We start from the raw sequence: 19,234 nt of genomic DNA, 5'->3' as shown, positions 1-19,234 counted from the left end.
TACAAAATGGAACATCTTTTACGCCGCCTGCACCTGATTACGTCCCGCGGCCTTCGCTCGATAAAGTGCTTCGTCGGCACGCTTTAGCGCCAAGTCACTGCGCTCACCCGGCTGGAACTGCGCCACGCCCATGGACACCGTAATCGTCACCGGCTCGCCCTTGAAATGGAAAGGGCACGCTTCGATGGCCGCGCGCAGCACCTCGCCCACGCCCAACGCATCCGCCAAGGCGGAGTCAGGCATCAGCAACACAAACTCTTCACCGCCAAACCGCGCAATAAAGTCAGTCGGGCGCAGGTACTTGCGCAGCACATTGGCGATGATCTTCAACACTTTGTCGCCCGCCAAGTGCCCATAGCCGTCGTTGACGCGCTTGAAGTGATCAAGGTCCAGCATGGCCAGCGACAGGCTGTTGCCGCGCTGGTGCCAGGCGTTGACTTCGTGGTCCAGACGCTCGCTCCAGGCCGCCCGGTTGGGCAGGCCGGTGAGCGGATCGATCAACGCCTTCTGGCGCTGGACTTCCAGATGCTCGCGATACCCCTGCGCTTCCTGTTCCATATTCGCCACCCGCTCAGCCAGCCCCTTGAGGCGCGCCGCCACTTCCTGCTCTCGCTGATCACGCTGCTGCTGATGTTGATCCATGGTGCCGAGCAGGCCTTCAAGGTGGCTCTCCAGCACGTGCTTGAGGCTGTCCAGGTCGGCCGCCTCCTGCACGCTGCTTTGCAGACCGTCGACTTGCTCGCGAATCTGCGTGTCCAGCTCGCGCGCGGCCGAGCGGCTGTCAGCGTGGCCATCACTGGCCACTTGCAGATGGCCCTGGAACGCTTCGAGGCGCTCATTGAGCTGTTTGAGGTAAGCCTCGAACTCGTGCTGGCCGCTGTCGGTGATCGCCAGCATCAACACCGCCAGGTCATCGAGAATCGGCAACAGTTCGTACCAGTTCAAGCCATGAGCCAGGCGCTCGCGCATGGCTTCAGCCTGAGGACGGTGACGCTCGGGCAGTGACAGGTCTTCCAGCAGGCCAAGCAAGGTGTCTTCGATGTGCTTGGCAACCGAGCTGTACGAAGGCTCCGGCGAGTCCGGCAGTGCGTAGACGCCATCCGATTCCAACGCATCCGGGTCAGGCTCGGGACTTTCCAGCACAGGCGGGAGAGACAAGCTGCCAATGGCGGTTTCGTTCGGAGTGTCGACCTCGACCTGCGCTTCTTCGATAAAGGCGGCAAGTGCGCTTTCTGGAGCGGTTTCTTCAACCAGCGCCTCCACTGCTTCAGGTTCAGGTACCTCGGCGGGCAGAACGACAGGCTCCTCTGCAGCCGGCGCCTCGAAGACAAAGGTTTCGCCGGCAACCTCCGCTACTTTGACAGGCACAACGTGTTCGGGTTGTGACGCTGCCGGCGTTTGCGGCAGTGGCGCAAAGGCGCGCAAGGCTTGTGTCAGTTCTTCGGATTGCTCCGGCTCCTGAGGCTCAGGGGCGGGCTTGGGCGCAGCGGATTTTGGCGCAGCCGGCGCGGGTACAGCTTCAACCACCGGCGCTTCATTCGAACCCTCTTTCGCGCCAAACAGGCGTTGCAGCAAACCCGGCCCAGGGCGCGGGGTTTCGCCATCCGGGTCCAGGTTATTCAGTGCCTGACCTTGCAGACTGCTCAGCTCGCTGAGCAACAAAGGAATCTCGCGTGCCTGGCCGACTCGACCATCGAGTTGCTTGGCAAAGGTTTTCAGCGGGCGTGCCACTTCACGCGGCAGCGGCAGTTTTTGCAGCTGCGCAACCAGGGCCGTGAGCGCAGTGCTGATCTGGTCAACCCGGGTTTCGCGGCGCTGTTCCGAATCCAGCACCGCCTTTTCAAGGCGCGGCAGCAGGGCCGCGAGGGCGGCGTCCATGTCGTCGGTACGCACGACGTCGCGCATCTCTTTCATGCACTGGTCAACCGCGCGATCGGTGCCCTCAGCCGCCAGCGTGCTGCGCACCAGGCCTCGACGTAACAGGTCGAGACGGGCAGCCCAGCGACGTTCGAGCTTGTCTTGCTGCTCGACGCTTTTCAGGTATTTCTCTTTCCAGCGCTGAGAGTCGTCGCTCATGCAAGGGGTCCGCGAGGGCCTGGGCTCAACGCGGGTAATGCATCAGCCGTAAGCGAACCCGGCAGACGAATCTCTACCGCGACCGGCAGGTGATCGGAGATGGGCTGCGCCAGTACTTGCACACTTTCGAGTGTGAGTGTCGGACTGAGCAGGATGTGGTCGAGACAGCGTTGCGGGCGCCAACTGGGGAACGTGGCTTCGACTTGCGGCGCCAGTAACCCGAGGTCCCGCAACGGGGAATTCTGCAGCAGGTCGTTGGCATGGGTGTTCATGTCACCCATCAGTACCTGGTGCTTGTAGTTGCCAATTAATTCACGAATGTAGGCGAGCTGCAGGTTGCGCGTACGCCCCCCGAGCGCCAGGTGCATCATCACCACCACCAAGGCTTCGGGGCCTTCGCCGAAACGCACGAGGATCGCCCCGCGCCCTTTGGGGCCTGGCAAGGGGTGATCTTCGATGGCGGTCGGTTTCAAGCGGCTGAGCACACCGTTGCTGTGCTGCGCCAGACGCCCGAGGTTGCGGTTGAGTTGCTGATACCAGTACGGGAACGCGCCGAGCTGCGCGAGGTGTTCCACCTGGTTGATGTAACCGGAGCGTATGCTGCCGCCGTCAGCTTCCTGCAGGGCGACCAAATCGAAGTCGTTCAGCAGGTTGCCGATTTTTTGCAGGTTAACGGCACGCCCATTGTGGGGCAGCAAATGCTGCCAGCCACGGGTGAGGTAGTGCCGATACTTTTCGGTGCTGATGCCCACCTGAATATTGAAGCTGAGCAAGCGCAGGCGGCTATCTGCCGGAAGGCCTGTGGATTCCAGGTGATGCTCGTTGACCTTCGCATCATGCAGGCCAACGACACGTTCAGTACCCCAGCGGCGCATGGTAGGCCCCTTACTTGGCTGCGCGCTCTTTGGCGATCAGTTGGTCGGCAACGTTCAGCGCTTGCTCTTCGCCACCGGCACTGCCGATGTCGAAACGGTATTTACCGCTGACGATCAGCGTAGGTACGCCTTGTACGCCGTACTTCTGGGCAAGCTCTTTGTATTGGGCCATCTTGCCCTTCACAGCGAACGAGTTGAACGTTTCAAGGAATTTGGTTTTATCGACGCCCTGAGTGGCGACGAAATCAGCCATGTCTTCAGGTTTGACCAGGCGCTTGCCTTCTTTCTGAATGGCATTGAACACCGCTGCGTGCACTTTGTGCTCTACACCCATGGTGTCCAGCGTGATGAAGAGTTGACCATGAGCATCCCATGGGCCGCCGAACAGCGCTGGGACGCGTTTGAAATTCACATCCTCAGGCAGCTTCTCGACCCATGGATTGATGACCGGCTCAAAAGCATAGCAATGCGGGCAGCCATACCAGAACAGCTCCACGACTTCGATCTTGCCTGGCACCGAAACCGGCACCGGGTTGGCCAATTCAACGTAGGTTTTACCGGCTTCAAGCGGCACATTATCGGCAGCTTGTGCGGTGATGCCGAAGAGGCTGGCAGTGACGAGAGCGGCGCTGAGGATCAGATTACGCATGCTTTACTCCTGGACAAATAAAGTCGCCTCACGCGACCTTTAGGTGTGACAGGTCTACGCGGGCATGAGTTCGTTAGTGTAACGGCACCGGCCACAAAAAAGGGCGGCCTAAGCCACCCTTTTTATGCTTGCATCGATGGATTAATCGAGCGTTAACGTCCTGCCCGGATCAGTGCAGGCCCTGGATGTAGCTGGACAGTGCCTCGATGTCTTTATCCGACAGCTTGGCCGCAATATCAGTCATCATTTTGTTACCCGCGTCGCCATCGATATAGCGAACCTTCTCGCGAAAATCCTTCAATTGCTTGGCCGTGTACTGAGCATGTTGACCACTCAGGTGAGGGAAGCCCGCCGCTGCGACACCGCCGCCGTCCGGAATGTGGCAAGCCTTGCACGCCGGCATGCCGCCGATAGGCTGGTCTTCGGCGAGCTTGCCACCGCGGAACAACGCTTGGCCTTTTTCGACCAGTTTCGGGTCGGCAGCTCCCACACTGCCTTTCTGGCTGGCAAAATACGCCGCGATGTCCGCCAGGTCTTGATCGCTGAGGTTGGTCAGCAAGCCGGTCATTTCCAGCACCGTGCGCTTGCCGTCCTTGATGTCGTGCATCTGCTTGGTCAGGTAACGTTCACCCTGGCCGGCGAGTTTGGGGAAGTTCGGTGCCGGGCTATTGCCATCCGGTCCATGGCAAGCACCACACACGGCGGCTTTCGCCTGACCCGCTGTAGCGTCGCCTGCAGCATGGGCAACACCGGTGATGCCCAAGGTCAACAGCAGACTCACGATCAGTTTGTTCATCAGCTAATCCAACTACGGCTAAGGGTTTAAGAGTTATCTACCGGGTTTACTCACCATCAATTCAATGATGGCCTGGTAATCCTCAGTACTGCAGTCCATGCACAAACCACGCGGCGGCATTGCCTTGAAACCCTGGGTCACGTGTTGCACCAACGTGCCCATGCCCTTAGCCAGTCTTGGCTGCCAGGCTGCCTGGTCACCCCGTTTGGGGCGTTAGGCAGCTGGCCGGCATGGCAAGCTACGCAAACTCGGTTGTACACCGCCTCCGGATCCTGTGTAGCCTGAGCGCCGTAAAGCGGCATCAGGACACCAAAAGCGAGCAACCATCGGGTCATACATCGACCTTTTCAGGGTTTGAGAGCGTTTTGCGTTCTAATGCGCAATGAAGGTCTTTCGCTCCCGTGAACCTCATCCTTCGCTGGGACAAAGCACACACAAAATCTGCGGCATTATATACTGGCGCTACTGAAACGGAAACGACACCGCTTGCCGCACCCTTTTTCGGCACCGCCCACATCGGAAATCTCATGCAACTCAAGAATCCCATCCTCGGCCTGTGCCAACAGTCCACGTTTATGCTCAGCGCCGCCAAAGTAGACCAATGCCCCGATGACGAAGGCTTTGAAGTCGCCTTTGCCGGTCGTTCCAACGCCGGCAAGTCCAGCGCGTTGAACACCCTGACCCATGCCAGCCTGGCACGCACCTCGAAAACCCCGGGCCGCACGCAACTTCTCAATTTCTTCAAGCTAGACGATGATCGGCGTCTGGTCGACCTGCCGGGCTACGGTTACGCAAAAGTACCTATCCCGTTGAAGCTGCACTGGCAGCGTCACCTGGAGGCTTACCTGGGTGGCCGGGAGAGTTTGAAGGGTTTGATTTTGATGATGGACATCCGTCATCCAATGACCGACTTCGACCTGCTGATGCTCGATTGGGCCGTCGCCAGCGGCATGCCGATGCATATCCTGCTGACCAAGGCAGACAAACTGACCTACGGCGCAGCCAAGAACACCCTGCTCAAAGTGCAGTCCGAGATCCGTAAGGGTTGGGGTGATGCGATCACCATCCAGCTGTTCTCGGCGCCCAAGCGCATGGGCCTGGAAGACGCCTACACTGTGTTGGCCGGTTGGATGGAATTGGCGGACAAGGGCGCGCAAGACGCGGAATAACTTTTCTGCAGGCAAAAAAAACCCCGGACTTCGTATGGGGAGGGGAAGTTCGGGGTCCAAGTTCCGGACCGCTAGGGCGGGGTCCAGATATCTGCCAACACTTAACACAACATAGGAGCATTGAAGGGCTTCACCACCCATTCAGTAACTCTGAGTAGCAGTTCACAGGTTAAGTTCCGGCAGGTTAAAAAAACTATTGGAAATAACTGACACCGTTTTCCGATCTAAAGCGCTCTGCCACCACCCCGGCAGTGGCAGAGCCGCGAAATCAGTGCGCCTCGTCCCAGTTATCGCCCACGCCTACGTCCACCACCAACGGTACATCCAGCTTGGCCGCTGCGCTCATGTACTCGCGGACCTTCTCGCTGACGTGCGCAACCAAGTCCTCGCGCACCTCAAGCACCAGTTCATCGTGCACTTGCAGGATGACCTTGGCATCCAGGCCCGACTCCGTCAGCCAGTTATCCACCAACACCATGGCCTTCTTGATGATGTCCGCCGCGGTGCCCTGCATCGGCGCGTTGATCGCCGTGCGCTCTGCAGCTGCTCGCTCCTGAGGCTTGTTGGAATTGATATCCGGCAAGTACAGCCGACGCCCGAAGAAGGTTTCTACATAGCCTTGATCGGCCGCTTGAGCACGCGTGCGCTCCATGTACTCGCGAACGCCAGGGTAGCGCGCGAAATACACGTCGATATACGCCTTGGCGGTCTTGGTATCGACGCCGATATCCTTGCCCAGCTTCTGCGCGCCCATGCCGTAGATCAGGCCAAAGTTGATCGCCTTGGCACTGCGACGCTGGTTGGAACTGACCTCAGCCAACTCAACCTTGAACACCTCGGCCGCTGTAGCGGTGTGCACGTCCAAGTCGTTACGGAACGCATTCATCAAGCCCTCATCCTTGGACAAGTGCGCCATGATCCGCAGCTCGATCTGCGAATAGTCCGCCGCCAGCAGCTTGTAGCCCTTGGGCGCGACAAACGCCTGACGAATCCGCCGCCCTTCAGCGGTGCGCACCGGAATGTTCTGCAGGTTCGGATCGCTCGAAGACAAGCGCCCGGTCGCCGCCACAGCCTGATGATAAGAGGTGTGAATACGCCCGGTACGCGGGTTGATCTGCTCGGGCAGTCGGTCGGTGTAGGTGCTTTTCAGCTTACTCATGCTGCGGTACTGCATCAGCACTTTGGGCAGCAGAAAATCGTCTTCAGCCAACTTTGCCAGCACTTCCTCGGCCGTGGACGCCTGCCCCTTGCCTGTCTTTTTCAACACCGGCAGCCCAAGCTTCTCGTAGAGAATCGCCCCGAGCTGTTTGGGCGAACCCAGGTTGAATTCTTCACCGGCGATCTCGAACGCCTGGCGCTCCAGCTCAACCATCTTGTTACCCAGCTCGATGCTCTGGATGCCCAACAGGTCCTTATCCACGAATGCGCCCTGGCGCTCGATACGCGCCAGCACCGGCACCAACGGGATTTCGATATCCGTCAGCACACTGGCCAGGCTCGGTATGGCTGACAGCTGTGCATGCAACGCCTGGTGCAGGCGCAGGGTTATATCCGCATCTTCAGCCGCGTACGGGCCGGCCTGCTCAAGCGCGATCTGGTCGAATGTCAGTTGCTTGACGCCTCTGCCGGCGATGTCCTGGAAGCTGACAGTGTCGTAGTCCAGGTACTTCTTGGCCAGGCTGTCCATGTCGTGCCGGGTCGCGGTGGAATTCAACACGTAGGATTCAAGCATGGTGTCGAAGGCGATGCCGCGCACGGTGATGCCGTGCGCAGGGTCACCACCGATGGCGCAATTGGCCAGGATGTTCATGTCGAACTTGGCGTGCTGGCCGACCTTGAGTTTGGTCGGGTCTTCGAGCAGCGGCTTCAACGCCAACAGAACCGTGTCGCGATCCAACTGCTCGGGCGCACCGACATAGGAATGGGTCAACGGGATGTAGGCGGCTTCATGCGGCTGCACGGCGAAGGAAACCCCAACCAACTGCGCTTTTTGCGCGTCGATCCCGGTGGTTTCGGTATCGAATGCGAACAGCTTGGCGTCGTTGAGCTTCTTCAGCCAGCTATCGAAAGTCGCCTGGTCCAGGATGGTCGTGTAGGACGCCTCCACCGGCGCGGCCGCTACTACCTCAGCCACGGCTTCGGCAGACGGCGCCGCCTCGGTCGAAGCCTTGAGCTCGACACGCTTGGCGTCGCGCTGAATCTCATCAATCCAGCTCCTGAACTCCAGCAGCGTGTACAGCTCCAGCAGCTTTTCGCGGTCAGGCTCGATCAGGTGCAGATCTTCCAGGCCTACATCCAGCGGTACGTCGATTTTGATCGTCGCCAGTTGATAGGACAGGAACGCCATCTCCTTGTGCTCTTCCAGCTTGGCCGGCAGGTTCTTGGCCCCGCGAATCGGCAGGGTCGGCACGATATCCAGCTGTTCATAAAGCTCTTTGAGGCCGCCATTCACGCCTACGAGCAAGCCGGACGCAGTCTTCGGGCCAATGCCCGGAACGCCCGGGATGTTGTCGGACGAATCGCCCATCAGCGCCAGGTAATCGATGATCTGCTCGGGAGCGACACCGAATTTCTCCTTCACGCCCTCAATGTCCATCGCGCTACCGGTCATGGTGTTGACCAAGGTAATGTGCCCGTCGACCAACTGCGCCATGTCCTTGTCGCCGGTAGAAATTACTACCGGGCGGTCCGCCGCCGCACTGCTGCGGGCCAAAGTGCCGATGACGTCATCGGCCTCGACGCCTTCGACGCACAGCAGCGGGAAGCCCAGCGCGATGACGCTTTGGTGCAGCGGCTCGATTTGCAGGCGCATGTCATCGGGCATGCTCGGGCGGTTGGCCTTGTATTCGGCGAACATTTCATCGCGAAAGGTCCCACCCTTGGCGTCGAAAACAACGGCAAACGGGCTGTCCGGGTACTGCCTGCGCAGGCTTTTGAGCATGTTCAACACGCCCTTGACCGCACCGGTCGGCAGGCCTTTGGAAGTGGTCAGCGGTGGCAGCGCGTGAAAGGCGCGGTACAGATAAGAAGAACCGTCCACCAGGACGAGGGGGGCTTGGCTCATGAGCAGGATCAACCTTTTCGGCGGGTCAGGCGCTAGAATAGCCGGACCAATGACGACAAAGGGACAAGGTTATCATGCGTACAGTAAATCGCCTGTTGTTGACCGGCTTGATTGCGTTCTTGCCGCTGGCCGCCACGGCAGCTGACAGCGCACCCTCGGCAGACCCGGAAGTCACGATCCGCACCGAAGGTGACAGAACCATCCAGGAGTACCGCCAAAACGGTTTCCTGTACGCGATCAAGGTCACCGTAAAGGGCGCGCCGCCGTATTTCCTGGTGCGCGCGGACGGAACCGATGCGAACTTCATCCGTTCTGACCAGCCGGATATGCTGATTCCGTCATGGAAGATCTTCGAATGGAAATGATTTCTTAACTTAAATTGGCGCCGCCCCTCGCGGCGCCCGTACTGGCAGTTTTAACCATGTCTGTGTTCACCCCGCTGGCTCGGCCCGAGCTGGAAACCTTTCTCGCCCCTTACGGGCTCGGCCGCCTGCTTGATTTCCAGGGGATTGCCGCCGGTAGCGAAAACACCAACTTCTTTGTCAGCCTGGAACAGGGCGAATTCGTCCTGACCCTGGTTGAGCGCGGCCCAGTCGCAGAAATGCCGTTTTTCATCGAACTGCTCGACGTGCTCCATGACGCTGACTTGCCGGTGCCCTATGCGCTGCGCACCACCGACGGCGTGGCCTTGCGCGAATTGAAGGGCAAACCGGCGCTGCTGCAACCACGCCTGGCCGGCAAACATATCAAGGAAGCCAACGCGCAGCATTGCGCCCAGGTTGGCGACCTGCTCGGCCATTTGCACTTGGCCACTCAGGGCGAGAAAGTGCTGGAGCGCAAGACTGATCGCGGGCTGGACTGGATGCTCACCGAAGGTGCGCAGCTGATCTCGCACCTTAACGACGCGCAGCAGCGCCTGCTGCAAGACGCGCTGAGCGAGATCAAAGCCCACAAGGCTCACATTCTCGCGCTGCCACGCGCCAACGTTCACGCCGATCTGTTCCGCGATAACGCGATGTTCGAAGGCACACACCTGACCGGTCTGATCGACTTTTACAACGCTTGCTCAGGCCCGATGCTGTACGACGTGGCGATCGCCTTGAATGACTGGTGTTCGGACGCCGAGGGCGCGATTGATGGGCAACGCGCCCGTGCACTGCTAGGTGCGTATGCGGCTCTGCGGCCATTCACGGCCAAGGAAGCGGAGTTGTGGCCAACGATGCTGCGGGTAGCGTGTGTGCGCTTCTGGCTGTCACGCCTGATCGCCGCGGAGTCGTTTGCCGGGCAGGATGTATTGATTCATGACCCTGCGGAGTTCGAGCATCGGCTGGCGCAGCGTCAGCAGGTCACGCTCCATCTGCCGTTCGCACTCTAAAAACCTGCTCGGTCAAAAAATGTGGGAGCTGGCTTGCCTGCGATAGCGATGTCGACTGACACAACGCCATCGCAGGCAAGCCAGCTCCCACAGTAGTTCTGTGTTGGTTGTTATAACGATTCCAGGCACCCAGCCAAGTCATTCCCCAACTTCTCCAGCACCTGCTCGTAACCCTGCGCTGTGGCCGGGGTGTAACCGCCCAACGCATCCAACTCCGCCAACTTCACCGGCAACCCCGCCACCAACGTCTCAGCCAAGCGCGGACGCAACGGCGGCTCGCTGAACACACAGGTCTTGCCGACTTCCTGCAACCGCGTACGCATTGCTGCCACGTGCTGGGCGCCGGGCTGCACTTCGGCGGCCACGCTGAACACGCCAGTGTGCTTGAGCCCGTAAGCGTCTTCGAAGTAATCAAAGGCCTCGTGGAATACGAAGTAAGGCTTGTCGCCCACACTCGCCAAGCGCGCCTTCAAACGGGCATCCAACGCATCCAGACGCTCATCGAATGCCTGCACGTTGCTCTGATACCGCGCAGCATTGGCCGGGTCGGCAGTGCTCAGGTCAGCCGCCATGCGCGCAGCGATCACGCGCGCGTTGACCGTCGAGAGCCACAAGTGCGCATCCAGGCTGCCTGGGCGGTGATCGTGATCATGTTCGTCAGCATCATCGGCGTGCGAGTGGCTATCTTCGGCGAAACGACGCAACTTCATCCCCGGCAGGTCTTGAACCGCCACGGTCGGCAGGCTACGCCCCTTAAGCACGCGCGGCAGGAAGCTTTCCATGTCCGGGCCGATCCAATAAAGCAGGTCCACCGACTGCACGCGCCGTACGTCGGATGGACGCAGGGCGTAGTTGTGCGGCGATGCGCCGGGCGGCAACAACACCTCCGGAATGGCCACACCGTCCTGCACAGCCGCGGCAATCAACTGCAACGGCTTGATGCTCGTCAGCACCTTGACCTCGGCCTGAGCGGCCCCAGCAATGAACAAACTGGTGACAAATACGACAAAAACGGGAAAAAGTCGGGACACGATGACCACTCAATGACGTAGGAACGGGTAACATAATAACGTCTCTATCAAATGTCTGTCGCCGCTCATGCCTAAAACACCCATTGCCAGCCGCCCCCACGACCACTCTCACTGCGTGCACACCGCGCTGTCGGAGGCCGATACGCTGTGCGCTCAGAAGGGCCTGCGCCTGACCGCGCTGCGTCGTCGGGTGCTGGAACTGGTGTGGCAAAGCCACAAGCCGCTGGGCGCCTACGACATTCTTGGCGTGCTCAGCGAGCAGGACGGCCGCCGCGCCGCGCCGCCAACGGTGTACCGCGCGCTGGATTTCCTGCTGGAAAACGGCCTGGTGCACCGCATCGCCTCGCTCAATGCCTTTGTTGGCTGCAACCACCCGGAACACGCGCATCAGGGCCAGTTCCTGATCTGCCGCGAGTGCCATGCGGCCATCGAGCTTGAACAAAAAAGCATCAGCGACGCCATCATCAAAAGCTCGGCCGAAGTCGGCTTCAGGGTCGAAGGGCAAACGGTCGAAGTGGTCGGGCTCTGCTCGGGTTGCCAGGGGGCTTGATGAGCAATGCGTTAATCCGCCTCGAAGGGGTTGGTGTCACGTTCGCCGGGCAAAACGTGCTGGATAACATCGGGCTGAGCGTCGAGCCGGGCCAGATCGTCACGCTTATCGGCCCCAATGGCGCCGGCAAGACCACGCTGGTGCGCGCAGTACTCGGTTTGTTGAAGCCGGACAGTGGCAGCGTATGGCGCAAGCCCAAGCTACGCGTCGGTTACATGCCGCAAAAATTGCACGTCGACCCGACACTGCCGCTGTCCGTGCTGCGCTTTTTGCGCCTGGTGCCCGGTGTAGACCGCGCCCGCGCGCAGGCTGCGCTCAAGGAGGTCGGTGCCGAACAGGTGATCGACAGCCCGGTGCAAAGCATCTCCGGCGGCGAAATGCAGCGCGTGCTGCTGGCCCGCGCCTTGCTGCGCGAGCCTGAACTGCTGGTGCTCGATGAACCCGTGCAAGGCGTTGACGTTGCCGGCCAGGCCGAGCTGTACAGCCTGATTACCCGCCTGCGTGACCGCCACGGCTGTGGCGTGTTGATGGTCTCACACGACCTGCACCTGGTCATGAGCACCACCGATCAGGTGGTGTGCCTCAACCGCCACGTTTGCTGCTCCGGCCACCCGGAACAGGTCAGTAGCGACCCGGCGTTTGTCGAGCTGTTCGGCAAGAATGCCCCGAGCCTGGCGATCTACCACCACCATCACGACCACGCCCATGATTTGCACGGCGCCGTGGTTGACGATCCCGCCACCCCTCACACACATGTTCATGGAGATAGCTGCAAGCATGGCTGATTTTCTGCTCTACGCCCTGCTGGCAGGCTTGGCTCTGGCGCTGGTGGCGGGCCCGTTGGGCTCGTTTGTGGTCTGGCGGCGCATGGCCTATTTTGGCGACACGTTGTCGCATGCCGCGCTGCTGGGCGTGGCCATGGGCTTTTTGCTGGACGTGAGCCCGACCATCGCCGTCACCGTGGGCTGCCTGCTGCTGGCGGTGCTGCTGGTGACCCTGCAACAGCGCCAACCGCTGGCCTCCGACACACTGCTGGGGATCCTGGCGCCGAGCACCCTGTCCCTGGGCCTGGTGGTGCTGAGCTTCATGCATGAAGTGCGCATCGACCTGATGGCCTACCTGTTCGGCGACCTGCTGGCGATCAGCCCTACAGACCTTGCGTGGATCCTCGGTGGCAGCGCCGCCGTGCTGCTCTTGCTGGTGGCTCTGTGGCGCCCGTTGCTGGCGATCACCGTGCATGAAGAGCTGGCCACGGTGGAAGGTTTGCCCGTGCCCGCCCTGCGCATGACCCTGATGCTGTTGATCGCGGTGGTGATTGCTGTCGCGATGAAGATTGTCGGCGTATTGTTGATCACCTCGCTGCTGATCATTCCCGCAGCCGCCGCCCAACGCCATGCGCGCTCACCCGAGCAAATGGCGATCGGCGCCAGCCTGTTGGGCATGCTTGCAGTGTGCGGGGGCCTGGCGCTGTCGTGGTTCAAGGACACGCCAGCCGGCCCGTCGATTGTCGTCACGGCGGCCGCCCTCTTTCTGCTGAGTTTTGTCCTGCCCCGTCGAGGGGTGTAGACTTGCTCGCTTTTTGCGCAACTAGAGAGTCGCAGGAATGAAGCTGTTCAACGCCCGTTATCTGCTCCTTGCCGCATTTTCCCTGCTGCTGGGCGCCTGTCAAAGTACGCCGCCCGCCGCCCCCGAGGTACCGGACGCACGCGCTGCGGCTATCGCGCAGCTGGAGCAAAACCTGGCCAGCAGCGAGCTTGCCACTGCCGAAGACGAATTGGCCGCGTTACAGGCCCAGTCGCCCAACGACCCGGCCCTTGAGCCTTACCAGCGTCAATTGGCCGAAGCCTACTTGCAGCGCAGCCAGATTGTGCTGCAAAAAGGCGATGTCAACGCTGCCGCCACGGCCCTGAGCCGTGCACGTGCGCTGATGCCCAAGGCCCCGGCACTGACCGGTGGCGTCAACAGCGCCATCAGCCATGCGCGCAAAGCCGAGCTGGATAAAGCCGAAGCCGCCTTGAAAGCCGCTGAAGCCAAGCCGCCTGCCAAGGTCATCGACCCGGCCGCTGAAAGCACCACTGTGGCGCTGAACCTCGTCGATATCGAAGAACTTCGCCATCAACTGGACGCTATCGCTACCGACGTGGTGAACTACCAGTGCGACGTGACCATCCAGGCGCCGCGCACGCAGGACTACCCATGGCTGGCCACATTGCTGACCAAACGGGTGAAGCGAATTGATTCGGGGTATGACCTGAAGATTCACCGGCAGATTGTGAAACACATTCCGGCGCAGGTAGTGCTGATTCCGCGCAAGGCGCAATAAAAAGCATCGCGGGCAAGCCCGCTCCCACATTTTGAACTGTGAATACATTCAAATGTGGGAGCGGGCTTGCCCGCGATGGCGATCTAACAAACAGCCGATAACTTAAGCCGGAATAGCCTTAGCCTTCGGCTCACGATCCCAAACCCGGTGCTGTGCAATCGCGGCAAAGAACGCCTTGAACGCTTTCGCATCCGACCCCACGATCAGCCCCGCATCCACTTCAAGCTTCAGTAGATCCAGCAACGGCTTGGCATCATTGGCAACCGTGATCGCCTTCAGGTGCTTGTACGCCTCCAGCAGGAAGTGCAACGCCACACCATCCCCGCTCAATGCCTGCACCGACTTGGCGCCGCCCGGTACGAACACCGCGTCAAAGGCAATCGACGGCATGCCTTCCATCGACGCATCCACCTTCAGGCTCTTGCCATCGGCGGTGGTCACCGGCGCCGAAGTTGGCCCCAGCAGCTTGGCGTGTGCACCTTCAGCTTCCAGCGCTTTCTTCAACGCAGCAATTGCCGCGCCGTCCACGCCGTTAGCCGCGAGGATCGCAACTTTGCGCGTTTTGATATCGCCCGACAGCAGGTTCACCTGGCTCAACGCCGGCGACTCTTTGAGCGACGACTCACGCGGCGGCACGGTGCCTTTGGTTGGCGCCGGCAAACCGAGGTTCTGTGCTACGCGCTTGGCCAGCTCCAGGTCGATATTGGCCAGAATCTCGTTGACCTGACGGGCGCGGATAAACTCACGCTCCACCTTGCCCAACTCGAAGCTGTACGCCGCGATGATATGCTCTTTCTCGTGGTGGCTCATGCTGTGGAAAAACAGCGTGGCTTGCGAGAAGTGATCGCCAAACGACTCGCTGCGCTCACGCACTTTGTTGGCGTCGACACGTTCGTAATAGGTCTCGAAACCGCCATCCTGCGCAGCCGGTGGCGTTTCTTTCGGCCAGCCGCCGTCAATCGAGTTCGGCTCGTAGGCCGCGCGGCCTTTGTCGATCACGGTGCGATGCTGAGCGTCGCGCTGGCCGTTATGGAACGGCGTGACCGGCCGATTGATCGGCAGCTCATGGAAGTTCGGGCCACCGAGACGGCTGATCTGAGTATCCGTGTAGGAAAACAGACGGCCTTGCAGCAGTGGGTCGTTGGTGAAGTCGATACCCGGCACGATATGGCCCGGGCAAAAAGCCACCTGTTCAACCTCAGCGAAGAAGTTATCCGGGTTACGGTTAAGCACCATCTTGCCCAGCGGCGTAATCGGCACCAATTCTTCAGGGATGATCTTGGTCGGATCGAGCAGGTCGAAGTCGAACTTGTGCTCGTCTTCTTCCGCAACGATTTGCACGCCCAATTCCCACTCAGGGTAGTCGCCGCTTTCAATCGCTTCCCACAGGTCGCGACGGTGGTAATCGGTATCTTTACCGGCAAGCTTTTGCGCTTCGTCCCACACCAGCGAGCAGGTGCCCACTTTTGGATGCCAGTGGAATTTCACAAAGCTCGACTTACCTTCGGTGTTGATCAAGCGGAAGGTGTGAATGCCGAAGCCCTGCATGGCGCGCAGGCTTTTGGGGATGGCACGGTCGGACATGGCCCACAGCACCATGTGCGCGGATTCTGGCTGCAGCGAGACGAAATCCCAGAACGTGTCGTGGGCAGAGCCGCCGGTGGGAATCTCGTTATGCGGCTCAGGTTTGACCGCGTGCACGAAGTCAGGAAACTTGATCGCGTCCTGAATAAAGAACACCGGCATGTTGTTGCCCACCAGGTCGAAGTTACCTTCGTCGGTGAAGAACTTCACAGCAAAACCACGCACGTCACGCACCGTATCGCCCGAGCCACGCGGGCCCTGCACGGTGGAGAACCGCACAAACACCGGGGTTTTATGCTCGGGGTTGCGCAGGAAACCGGCCTTGCTCAGCGCCGAATGGTTCTCATAGGTCTGGAAATAGCCGTGGGCGCCAGTGCCGCGAGCATGCACGATGCGCTCCGGGATACGCTCATGGTCAAAGTGCGTGATTTTTTCACGCATGATGAAGTCTTCCAGCAGCGATGGGCCACGGGCGCCGACTTTCAGGGTGTTCTGGTTGTCAGAAATCTTTACGCCTTGATTGGTGCGCAGCGCCTGGCCGGTTGCGTCGGAACGGAACTCTTCCAGGGCCTGCAGCTTGGCGTTGGTGTTGCCACGGTCCAGGGTATCGGTGCCCGCGAGTTCACTCTTCGGCGGGGTAGCTGGCTTCTTGGTACTCATCAGTCAAAACTCCTTATTCAAATTGGCCAGAGCGGTCCCCGGCTCGTTTGAGCAAACCCCCAGGCACGGCACCTGGGAAATTGAGTTGCTTAAGTAGTGACTGACACGGATTTGCACCGTTCCTTTTTTATGACCTTTGATCGCGTTATTGCCAAATCGCTGGTTGAATGCGAAATAAATGCTAAGAAACACTATACGGACAGGCTAAAATGCGCGCCCGGCTAACCGCTGATCCCTTTTCCATGCGCCCCACAAGGTTCGCTACGTGATCGAGTTTCATAACGTCCATAAAACCTACCGCGTCGCCGGTAAGGAAATCCCCGCGCTGCACCCCACCAGCCTGCGTGTCGAAAACGGCCAGGTGTTCGGCCTGATTGGCCACTCCGGTGCGGGAAAAAGTACCCTGTTGCGTCTGATCAACCGCCTGGAGCAACCCAGCGGTGGCCAGATCAATGTCGACGGCGAAGAAGTCACCGCCCTGGACGCCAATGGCCTGCGCCGTTTTCGCCAGCAAGTCGGGATGATCTTCCAGCACTTCAACCTGCTTGCCTCCAAGACCGTCGCCGACAACGTAGCGCTGCCGCTGACGCTGGCTGGCGAACTGTCGCGCAAGGAAATCGACCAGCGCGTGGCTGAGCTGCTCGCCCGTGTCGGCTTGTCGGACCACGCCAAGAAATACCCGGCGCAGTTGTCCGGTGGCCAGAAGCAGCGCGTCGGTATTGCCCGCGCCCTGGCAACCAAGCCAAAAATTCTGCTGTGCGACGAAGCCACCAGCGCCCTCGACCCGCAAACAACCGCCTCGGTGCTGCAACTGCTGGCTGAGATCAACCGCGAGTTGAAGCTGACCATCGTGCTGATCACCCACGAGATGGACGTGATCCGCCGCGTATGCGACCAAGTGGCGGTGATGGATGCTGGCGTGATCGTCGAGCAAGGTTCGGTGGCCGATGTGTTCCTGCACCCCAAGCACCCGACCACCAAGCGCTTCGTGCAAGAAGCGGATCAGGTCGACGAAAGCGAGCAGCGCGATGACTTTGCTCACGTGCCAGGCCGTATCGTGCGTCTGACGTTCCAGGGCGAAGCAACCTACGCGCCGCTGCTGGGTACCGTCGCCCGCGAAACCGGCGTGGACTACAGCATCCTCGCCGGTCGTATTGACCGCATCAAAGACATTCCCTACGGCCAACTGACCCTCGCCGTCACCGGCGGGGACATGGACGCCGCTTTCGCCCGCTTTACCGCGGCAGACGTCCACATGGAGGTTCTGCGCTAATGGAAATCCTGTTGAGTTTCTTCGCCAATATCGACTGGTCCGAGATCTGGCTCGCCACCGGCGACACCATGACCATGCTGCTCGGTTCGCTGTTCTTTACCATCCTGCTCGGCCTGCCACTGGGTGTGCTGCTGTTTCTGACCAGCCCGCGCCAACTGTTCGAACAAAAAGGCCTGTACGCGCTGCTGTCGCTGATCGTGAACATCCTGCGTTCGCTGCCGTTCATCATCCTGCTGATTGTGATGATCCCGTTCACCATACTGATCACCGGCACCTCGCTGGGCGTGGCCGGTGCGATTCCGCCACTGGTCGTAGGCGCGACGCCGTTCTTCGCGCGCCTGGTGGAAACCGCCCTGCGTGAAGTGGACCGCGGCATCATCGAAGCCACGCAGTCCATGGGCGCCAGCACGCGTCAGATCATCATCAATGCACTGCTGCCCGAAGCGCGCCCCGGTATTTTCGCTGCGATTACGGTGACGGCCATTACACTGGTTTCCTACACGGCCATGGCCGGTGTTGTCGGCGCCGGCGGCTTGGGCGACCTGGCGATCCGCTTTGGTTACCAGCGGTTTCAGACTGACGTGATGGTTGTCACTGTGGTGATGCTGCTGATCCTGGTGCAAATTCTGCAAACCGTCGGCGATAAGCTGGTGGTGCACTTTTCTCGAAAATAACGGCCGTGGCCGGCCCCCGCCGGCGCATGCCCGAACAAGGAGCTTGCTGGATGAAAAAACTACTGGTTGCTTTCGCTGCCGTTGCCGCGTTTTCCGCCCACGCTGCCGAGCCCCTCACGGTCGCCGCGTCGCCAGTGCCGCACGCGGAAATCCTGGAGTTTGTGAAGCCCGCACTCGCCAAAGAAGGCGTGGACCTGCAGGTCAAAGTCTTCACCGACTACGTGCAGCCGAACGTACAAGTGGCTGAAAAGCGCCTGGACGCCAACTTCTTCCAGCACCAGCCGTACCTGGATGAGTTCAACAAGGCCAAGGGCACTCACCTGGTGAGCGTCGGTGCCGTGCACCTGGAGCCTTTGGGCGCCTACTCCAGCAAGTACAAAAAACTCGAAGACCTGCCGGATGGCGCCAATGTCGTGATCCCGAACGACGCCACCAACGGTGGCCGCGCGTTGCTGCTGCTGGCCAAGCACAACCTGATCACCCTGAAGGACCCGACCAACATCCTGTCGACCATCAAGGACATCTCCGGTAACCCGAAAAACCTCAAATTCCGCGAACTGGAAGCCGCCACACTGCCGCGCGTGCTGACCCAGGTCGACCTGGCGCTGATCAACACCAACTACGCCCTGGAAGCCAAACTGGACCCATCCAAGGACGCCCTGGTGATCGAAGGCAACGACTCGCCTTACGTGAACATTCTGGTGACCCGCGAAGACAACAAAGACTCGGACGCCGTGAAGAAGCTGGTTGCAGCCCTGCACACGCCGGAAGTGAAAGCGTTCATTCTTGAGAAGTACAAAGGCGCGATTCTGCCGGCGTTCTGATCTGCCCCGATCTTCAAAACTCTGAAGATCAAAAATGTGGGAGCGGGCTTGCTCGCGAAGGCGCTGTGTCAGTCACCGAATTTATCGACTGAACCACCGCCTTCGGGGGCAAGCCCCCTCCCACATTTGTTTTGTGTTGTTTGGAAGATCAAGCAGCACACTTGCCTGCTTACGCGTTGTTCAAACCTTGCACAAAACTCCTGTGGGAGCGGGCTTGCTCGCGAAGGCGCTGTGTCAGTCACCGAATTTATCGACTGGCCCACCGCCTTCGGGGGCAAGCCCCCTCCCACATTTGTTTTGTGTTGCTTGAA

General features: G+C 60.0%; 17 protein-coding genes and 1 pseudogene. 10 read left to right on the top strand and 8 right to left on the bottom strand.

Annotated elements, in window-relative coordinates:
• Nucleotides 1-18: 18 nt before the first annotated feature.
• From ABWL43_RS00420 to ABWL43_RS00400, 5 genes and pseudogenes are all read right to left on the bottom strand, one after another.
• Nucleotides 19-2,076, bottom strand: coding sequence for a diguanylate cyclase (locus ABWL43_RS00420; protein ID WP_404486176.1), 2,058 nt, complete (start codon nt 2,074-2,076; stop codon nt 19-21).
• Nucleotides 2,073-2,951, bottom strand: a complete 879-nt coding sequence (locus ABWL43_RS00415) for an endonuclease/exonuclease/phosphatase family protein (RefSeq protein ID WP_119741332.1) — start codon at nt 2,949-2,951, stop codon at nt 2,073-2,075. Before ABWL43_RS00415 ends, ABWL43_RS00420 begins: the two co-directional genes overlap by 4 nt.
• Before the next feature lie 10 nt (nt 2,952-2,961).
• Entirely contained in the window at nt 2,962-3,600 is a 639-nt protein-coding gene (locus tag ABWL43_RS00410) for a thiol:disulfide interchange protein DsbA/DsbL (RefSeq protein WP_404486174.1), read from the bottom strand.
• Between the two features lie 169 nt (nt 3,601-3,769).
• Nucleotides 3,770-4,396 (bottom strand): cytochrome c4, encoded by a 627-nt coding sequence (locus ABWL43_RS00405; RefSeq protein ID WP_106576039.1) that lies wholly within the window; start codon nt 4,394-4,396, stop codon nt 3,770-3,772.
• A 33-nt stretch (nt 4,397-4,429) separates the two neighbouring features.
• Nucleotides 4,430-4,731: pseudogene (locus ABWL43_RS00400) on the bottom strand (c-type cytochrome).
• A gap of 192 nt (nt 4,732-4,923) precedes the next feature.
• Between ABWL43_RS00400 and yihA the strand changes: the two are divergent.
• Nucleotides 4,924-5,565 carry a ribosome biogenesis GTP-binding protein YihA/YsxC gene (yihA, locus tag ABWL43_RS00395; protein WP_262206022.1) on the top strand — a complete coding sequence of 214 codons (642 nt, stop codon included), beginning with the start codon at nt 4,924-4,926 and terminating at the stop codon, nt 5,563-5,565.
• Nucleotides 5,566-5,833: 268 nt separating this feature from the next.
• Here the strand turns inward: yihA and polA are convergent, their stop codons facing one another.
• A complete protein-coding gene (gene polA, locus ABWL43_RS00390) occupies nt 5,834-8,629 on the bottom strand; it encodes a DNA polymerase I (protein ID WP_404486171.1) in 2,796 nt (931 codons plus the stop codon).
• A gap of 74 nt (nt 8,630-8,703) precedes the next feature.
• On the opposite strand from polA, the gene ABWL43_RS00385 reads away from it, so the two are divergent.
• Nucleotides 8,704-8,994: a DUF2782 domain-containing protein gene (locus ABWL43_RS00385; protein WP_145158523.1), complete on the top strand. Its 291-nt coding sequence runs from the start codon at nt 8,704-8,706 to the stop codon at nt 8,992-8,994.
• A gap of 56 nt (nt 8,995-9,050) precedes the next feature.
• The gene (locus ABWL43_RS00380) at nt 9,051-10,004 is read left to right on the top strand and encodes a homoserine kinase (protein ID WP_404486169.1); all 954 of its coding nucleotides are present in this window, start codon (nt 9,051-9,053) and stop codon (nt 10,002-10,004) included.
• 110 nt (nt 10,005-10,114) lie between these two features.
• Here the strand turns inward: ABWL43_RS00380 and ABWL43_RS00375 are convergent, their stop codons facing one another.
• The gene (locus tag ABWL43_RS00375; RefSeq protein WP_262206025.1) at nt 10,115-11,044 is read right to left on the bottom strand and encodes a zinc ABC transporter substrate-binding protein; all 930 of its coding nucleotides are present in this window, start codon (nt 11,042-11,044) and stop codon (nt 10,115-10,117) included.
• Nucleotides 11,045-11,102: 58 nt separating this feature from the next.
• On the opposite strand from ABWL43_RS00375, the gene ABWL43_RS00370 reads away from it, so the two are divergent.
• Genes ABWL43_RS00370 through ABWL43_RS00355 form a run of 4 tightly spaced genes read left to right on the top strand, consistent with a single transcriptional unit; the run spans nt 11,103 to nt 13,908 of the window.
• A complete protein-coding gene (locus tag ABWL43_RS00370; RefSeq protein WP_404486167.1) occupies nt 11,103-11,585 on the top strand; it encodes a Fur family transcriptional regulator in 483 nt (160 codons plus the stop codon).
• A complete protein-coding gene (gene znuC / locus ABWL43_RS00365) occupies nt 11,585-12,370 on the top strand; it encodes a zinc ABC transporter ATP-binding protein ZnuC (protein ID WP_404486165.1) in 786 nt (261 codons plus the stop codon). Before ABWL43_RS00370 ends, znuC begins: the two co-directional genes overlap by 1 nt.
• On the top strand, nt 12,363-13,151 hold the full coding sequence (gene znuB / locus ABWL43_RS00360) for a zinc ABC transporter permease subunit ZnuB (protein ID WP_094949676.1): 789 nt from the start codon (nt 12,363-12,365) through the stop codon (nt 13,149-13,151). Before znuC ends, znuB begins: the two co-directional genes overlap by 8 nt.
• A 37-nt stretch (nt 13,152-13,188) precedes the next feature.
• Complete coding sequence (locus ABWL43_RS00355) at nt 13,189-13,908, top strand: PA5502 family lipoprotein (RefSeq protein ID WP_119741320.1); 720 nt, start codon at nt 13,189-13,191, stop codon at nt 13,906-13,908.
• Nucleotides 13,909-14,010: 102 nt separating this feature from the next.
• On the opposite strand, the gene katE is transcribed toward ABWL43_RS00355, so the two are convergent.
• Nucleotides 14,011-16,152 carry a catalase HPII gene (katE, locus tag ABWL43_RS00350; RefSeq protein ID WP_106576029.1) on the bottom strand — a complete coding sequence of 714 codons (2,142 nt, stop codon included), beginning with the start codon at nt 16,150-16,152 and terminating at the stop codon, nt 14,011-14,013.
• 265 nt (nt 16,153-16,417) lie between these two features.
• On the opposite strand from katE, the gene ABWL43_RS00345 reads away from it, so the two are divergent.
• The 3 genes from ABWL43_RS00345 to ABWL43_RS00335 are packed head-to-tail and all read left to right on the top strand — an operon-like array spanning nt 16,418 to nt 18,923.
• Nucleotides 16,418-17,425 (top strand): methionine ABC transporter ATP-binding protein, encoded by a 1,008-nt coding sequence (locus tag ABWL43_RS00345; protein ID WP_145158580.1) that lies wholly within the window; start codon nt 16,418-16,420, stop codon nt 17,423-17,425.
• Complete coding sequence (locus ABWL43_RS00340) at nt 17,425-18,099, top strand: methionine ABC transporter permease (protein WP_106576027.1); 675 nt, start codon at nt 17,425-17,427, stop codon at nt 18,097-18,099. Before ABWL43_RS00345 ends, ABWL43_RS00340 begins: the two co-directional genes overlap by 1 nt.
• A 50-nt stretch (nt 18,100-18,149) precedes the next feature.
• On the top strand, nt 18,150-18,923 hold the full coding sequence (locus tag ABWL43_RS00335) for a MetQ/NlpA family ABC transporter substrate-binding protein (RefSeq protein WP_242200493.1): 774 nt from the start codon (nt 18,150-18,152) through the stop codon (nt 18,921-18,923).
• Nucleotides 18,924-19,234 lie beyond the last annotated feature (311 nt).

The organism is Pseudomonas sp. HT11 (assembly GCF_044875395.1).
Classification (GTDB): Bacteria; Pseudomonadota; Gammaproteobacteria; order Pseudomonadales; family Pseudomonadaceae; genus Aquipseudomonas.
This window is presented reverse-complemented; position numbering and strand designations above follow the sequence as displayed.

What these genes read in the sequence shown, in the direction of transcription:
- ABWL43_RS00420 (WP_404486176.1), bottom strand. Translation starts at nt 2,076, where the DNA reads ATGAGCGACGACTCTCAGCGCTGGAAAGAGAAATACCTGAAAAGCGTC.
- ABWL43_RS00415 (WP_119741332.1), bottom strand. Translation starts at nt 2,951, where the DNA reads ATGCGCCGCTGGGGTACTGAACGTGTCGTTGGCCTGCATGATGCGAAG.
- ABWL43_RS00410 (WP_404486174.1), bottom strand. Translation starts at nt 3,600, where the DNA reads ATGCGTAATCTGATCCTCAGCGCCGCTCTCGTCACTGCCAGCCTCTTC.
- ABWL43_RS00405 (WP_106576039.1), bottom strand. Translation starts at nt 4,396, where the DNA reads ATGAACAAACTGATCGTGAGTCTGCTGTTGACCTTGGGCATCACCGGT.
- yihA (WP_262206022.1), top strand. Translation starts at nt 4,924, where the DNA reads ATGCAACTCAAGAATCCCATCCTCGGCCTGTGCCAACAGTCCACGTTT.
- polA (WP_404486171.1), bottom strand. Translation starts at nt 8,629, where the DNA reads ATGAGCCAAGCCCCCCTCGTCCTGGTGGACGGTTCTTCTTATCTGTAC.
- ABWL43_RS00385 (WP_145158523.1), top strand. Translation starts at nt 8,704, where the DNA reads ATGCGTACAGTAAATCGCCTGTTGTTGACCGGCTTGATTGCGTTCTTG.
- ABWL43_RS00380 (WP_404486169.1), top strand. Translation starts at nt 9,051, where the DNA reads ATGTCTGTGTTCACCCCGCTGGCTCGGCCCGAGCTGGAAACCTTTCTC.
- ABWL43_RS00370 (WP_404486167.1), top strand. Translation starts at nt 11,103, where the DNA reads ATGCCTAAAACACCCATTGCCAGCCGCCCCCACGACCACTCTCACTGC.
- znuC (WP_404486165.1), top strand. Translation starts at nt 11,585, where the DNA reads ATGAGCAATGCGTTAATCCGCCTCGAAGGGGTTGGTGTCACGTTCGCC.
- znuB (WP_094949676.1), top strand. Translation starts at nt 12,363, where the DNA reads ATGGCTGATTTTCTGCTCTACGCCCTGCTGGCAGGCTTGGCTCTGGCG.
- ABWL43_RS00355 (WP_119741320.1), top strand. Translation starts at nt 13,189, where the DNA reads ATGAAGCTGTTCAACGCCCGTTATCTGCTCCTTGCCGCATTTTCCCTG.
- katE (WP_106576029.1), bottom strand. Translation starts at nt 16,152, where the DNA reads ATGAGTACCAAGAAGCCAGCTACCCCGCCGAAGAGTGAACTCGCGGGC.
- ABWL43_RS00340 (WP_106576027.1), top strand. Translation starts at nt 17,425, where the DNA reads ATGGAAATCCTGTTGAGTTTCTTCGCCAATATCGACTGGTCCGAGATC.
- ABWL43_RS00335 (WP_242200493.1), top strand. Translation starts at nt 18,150, where the DNA reads ATGAAAAAACTACTGGTTGCTTTCGCTGCCGTTGCCGCGTTTTCCGCC.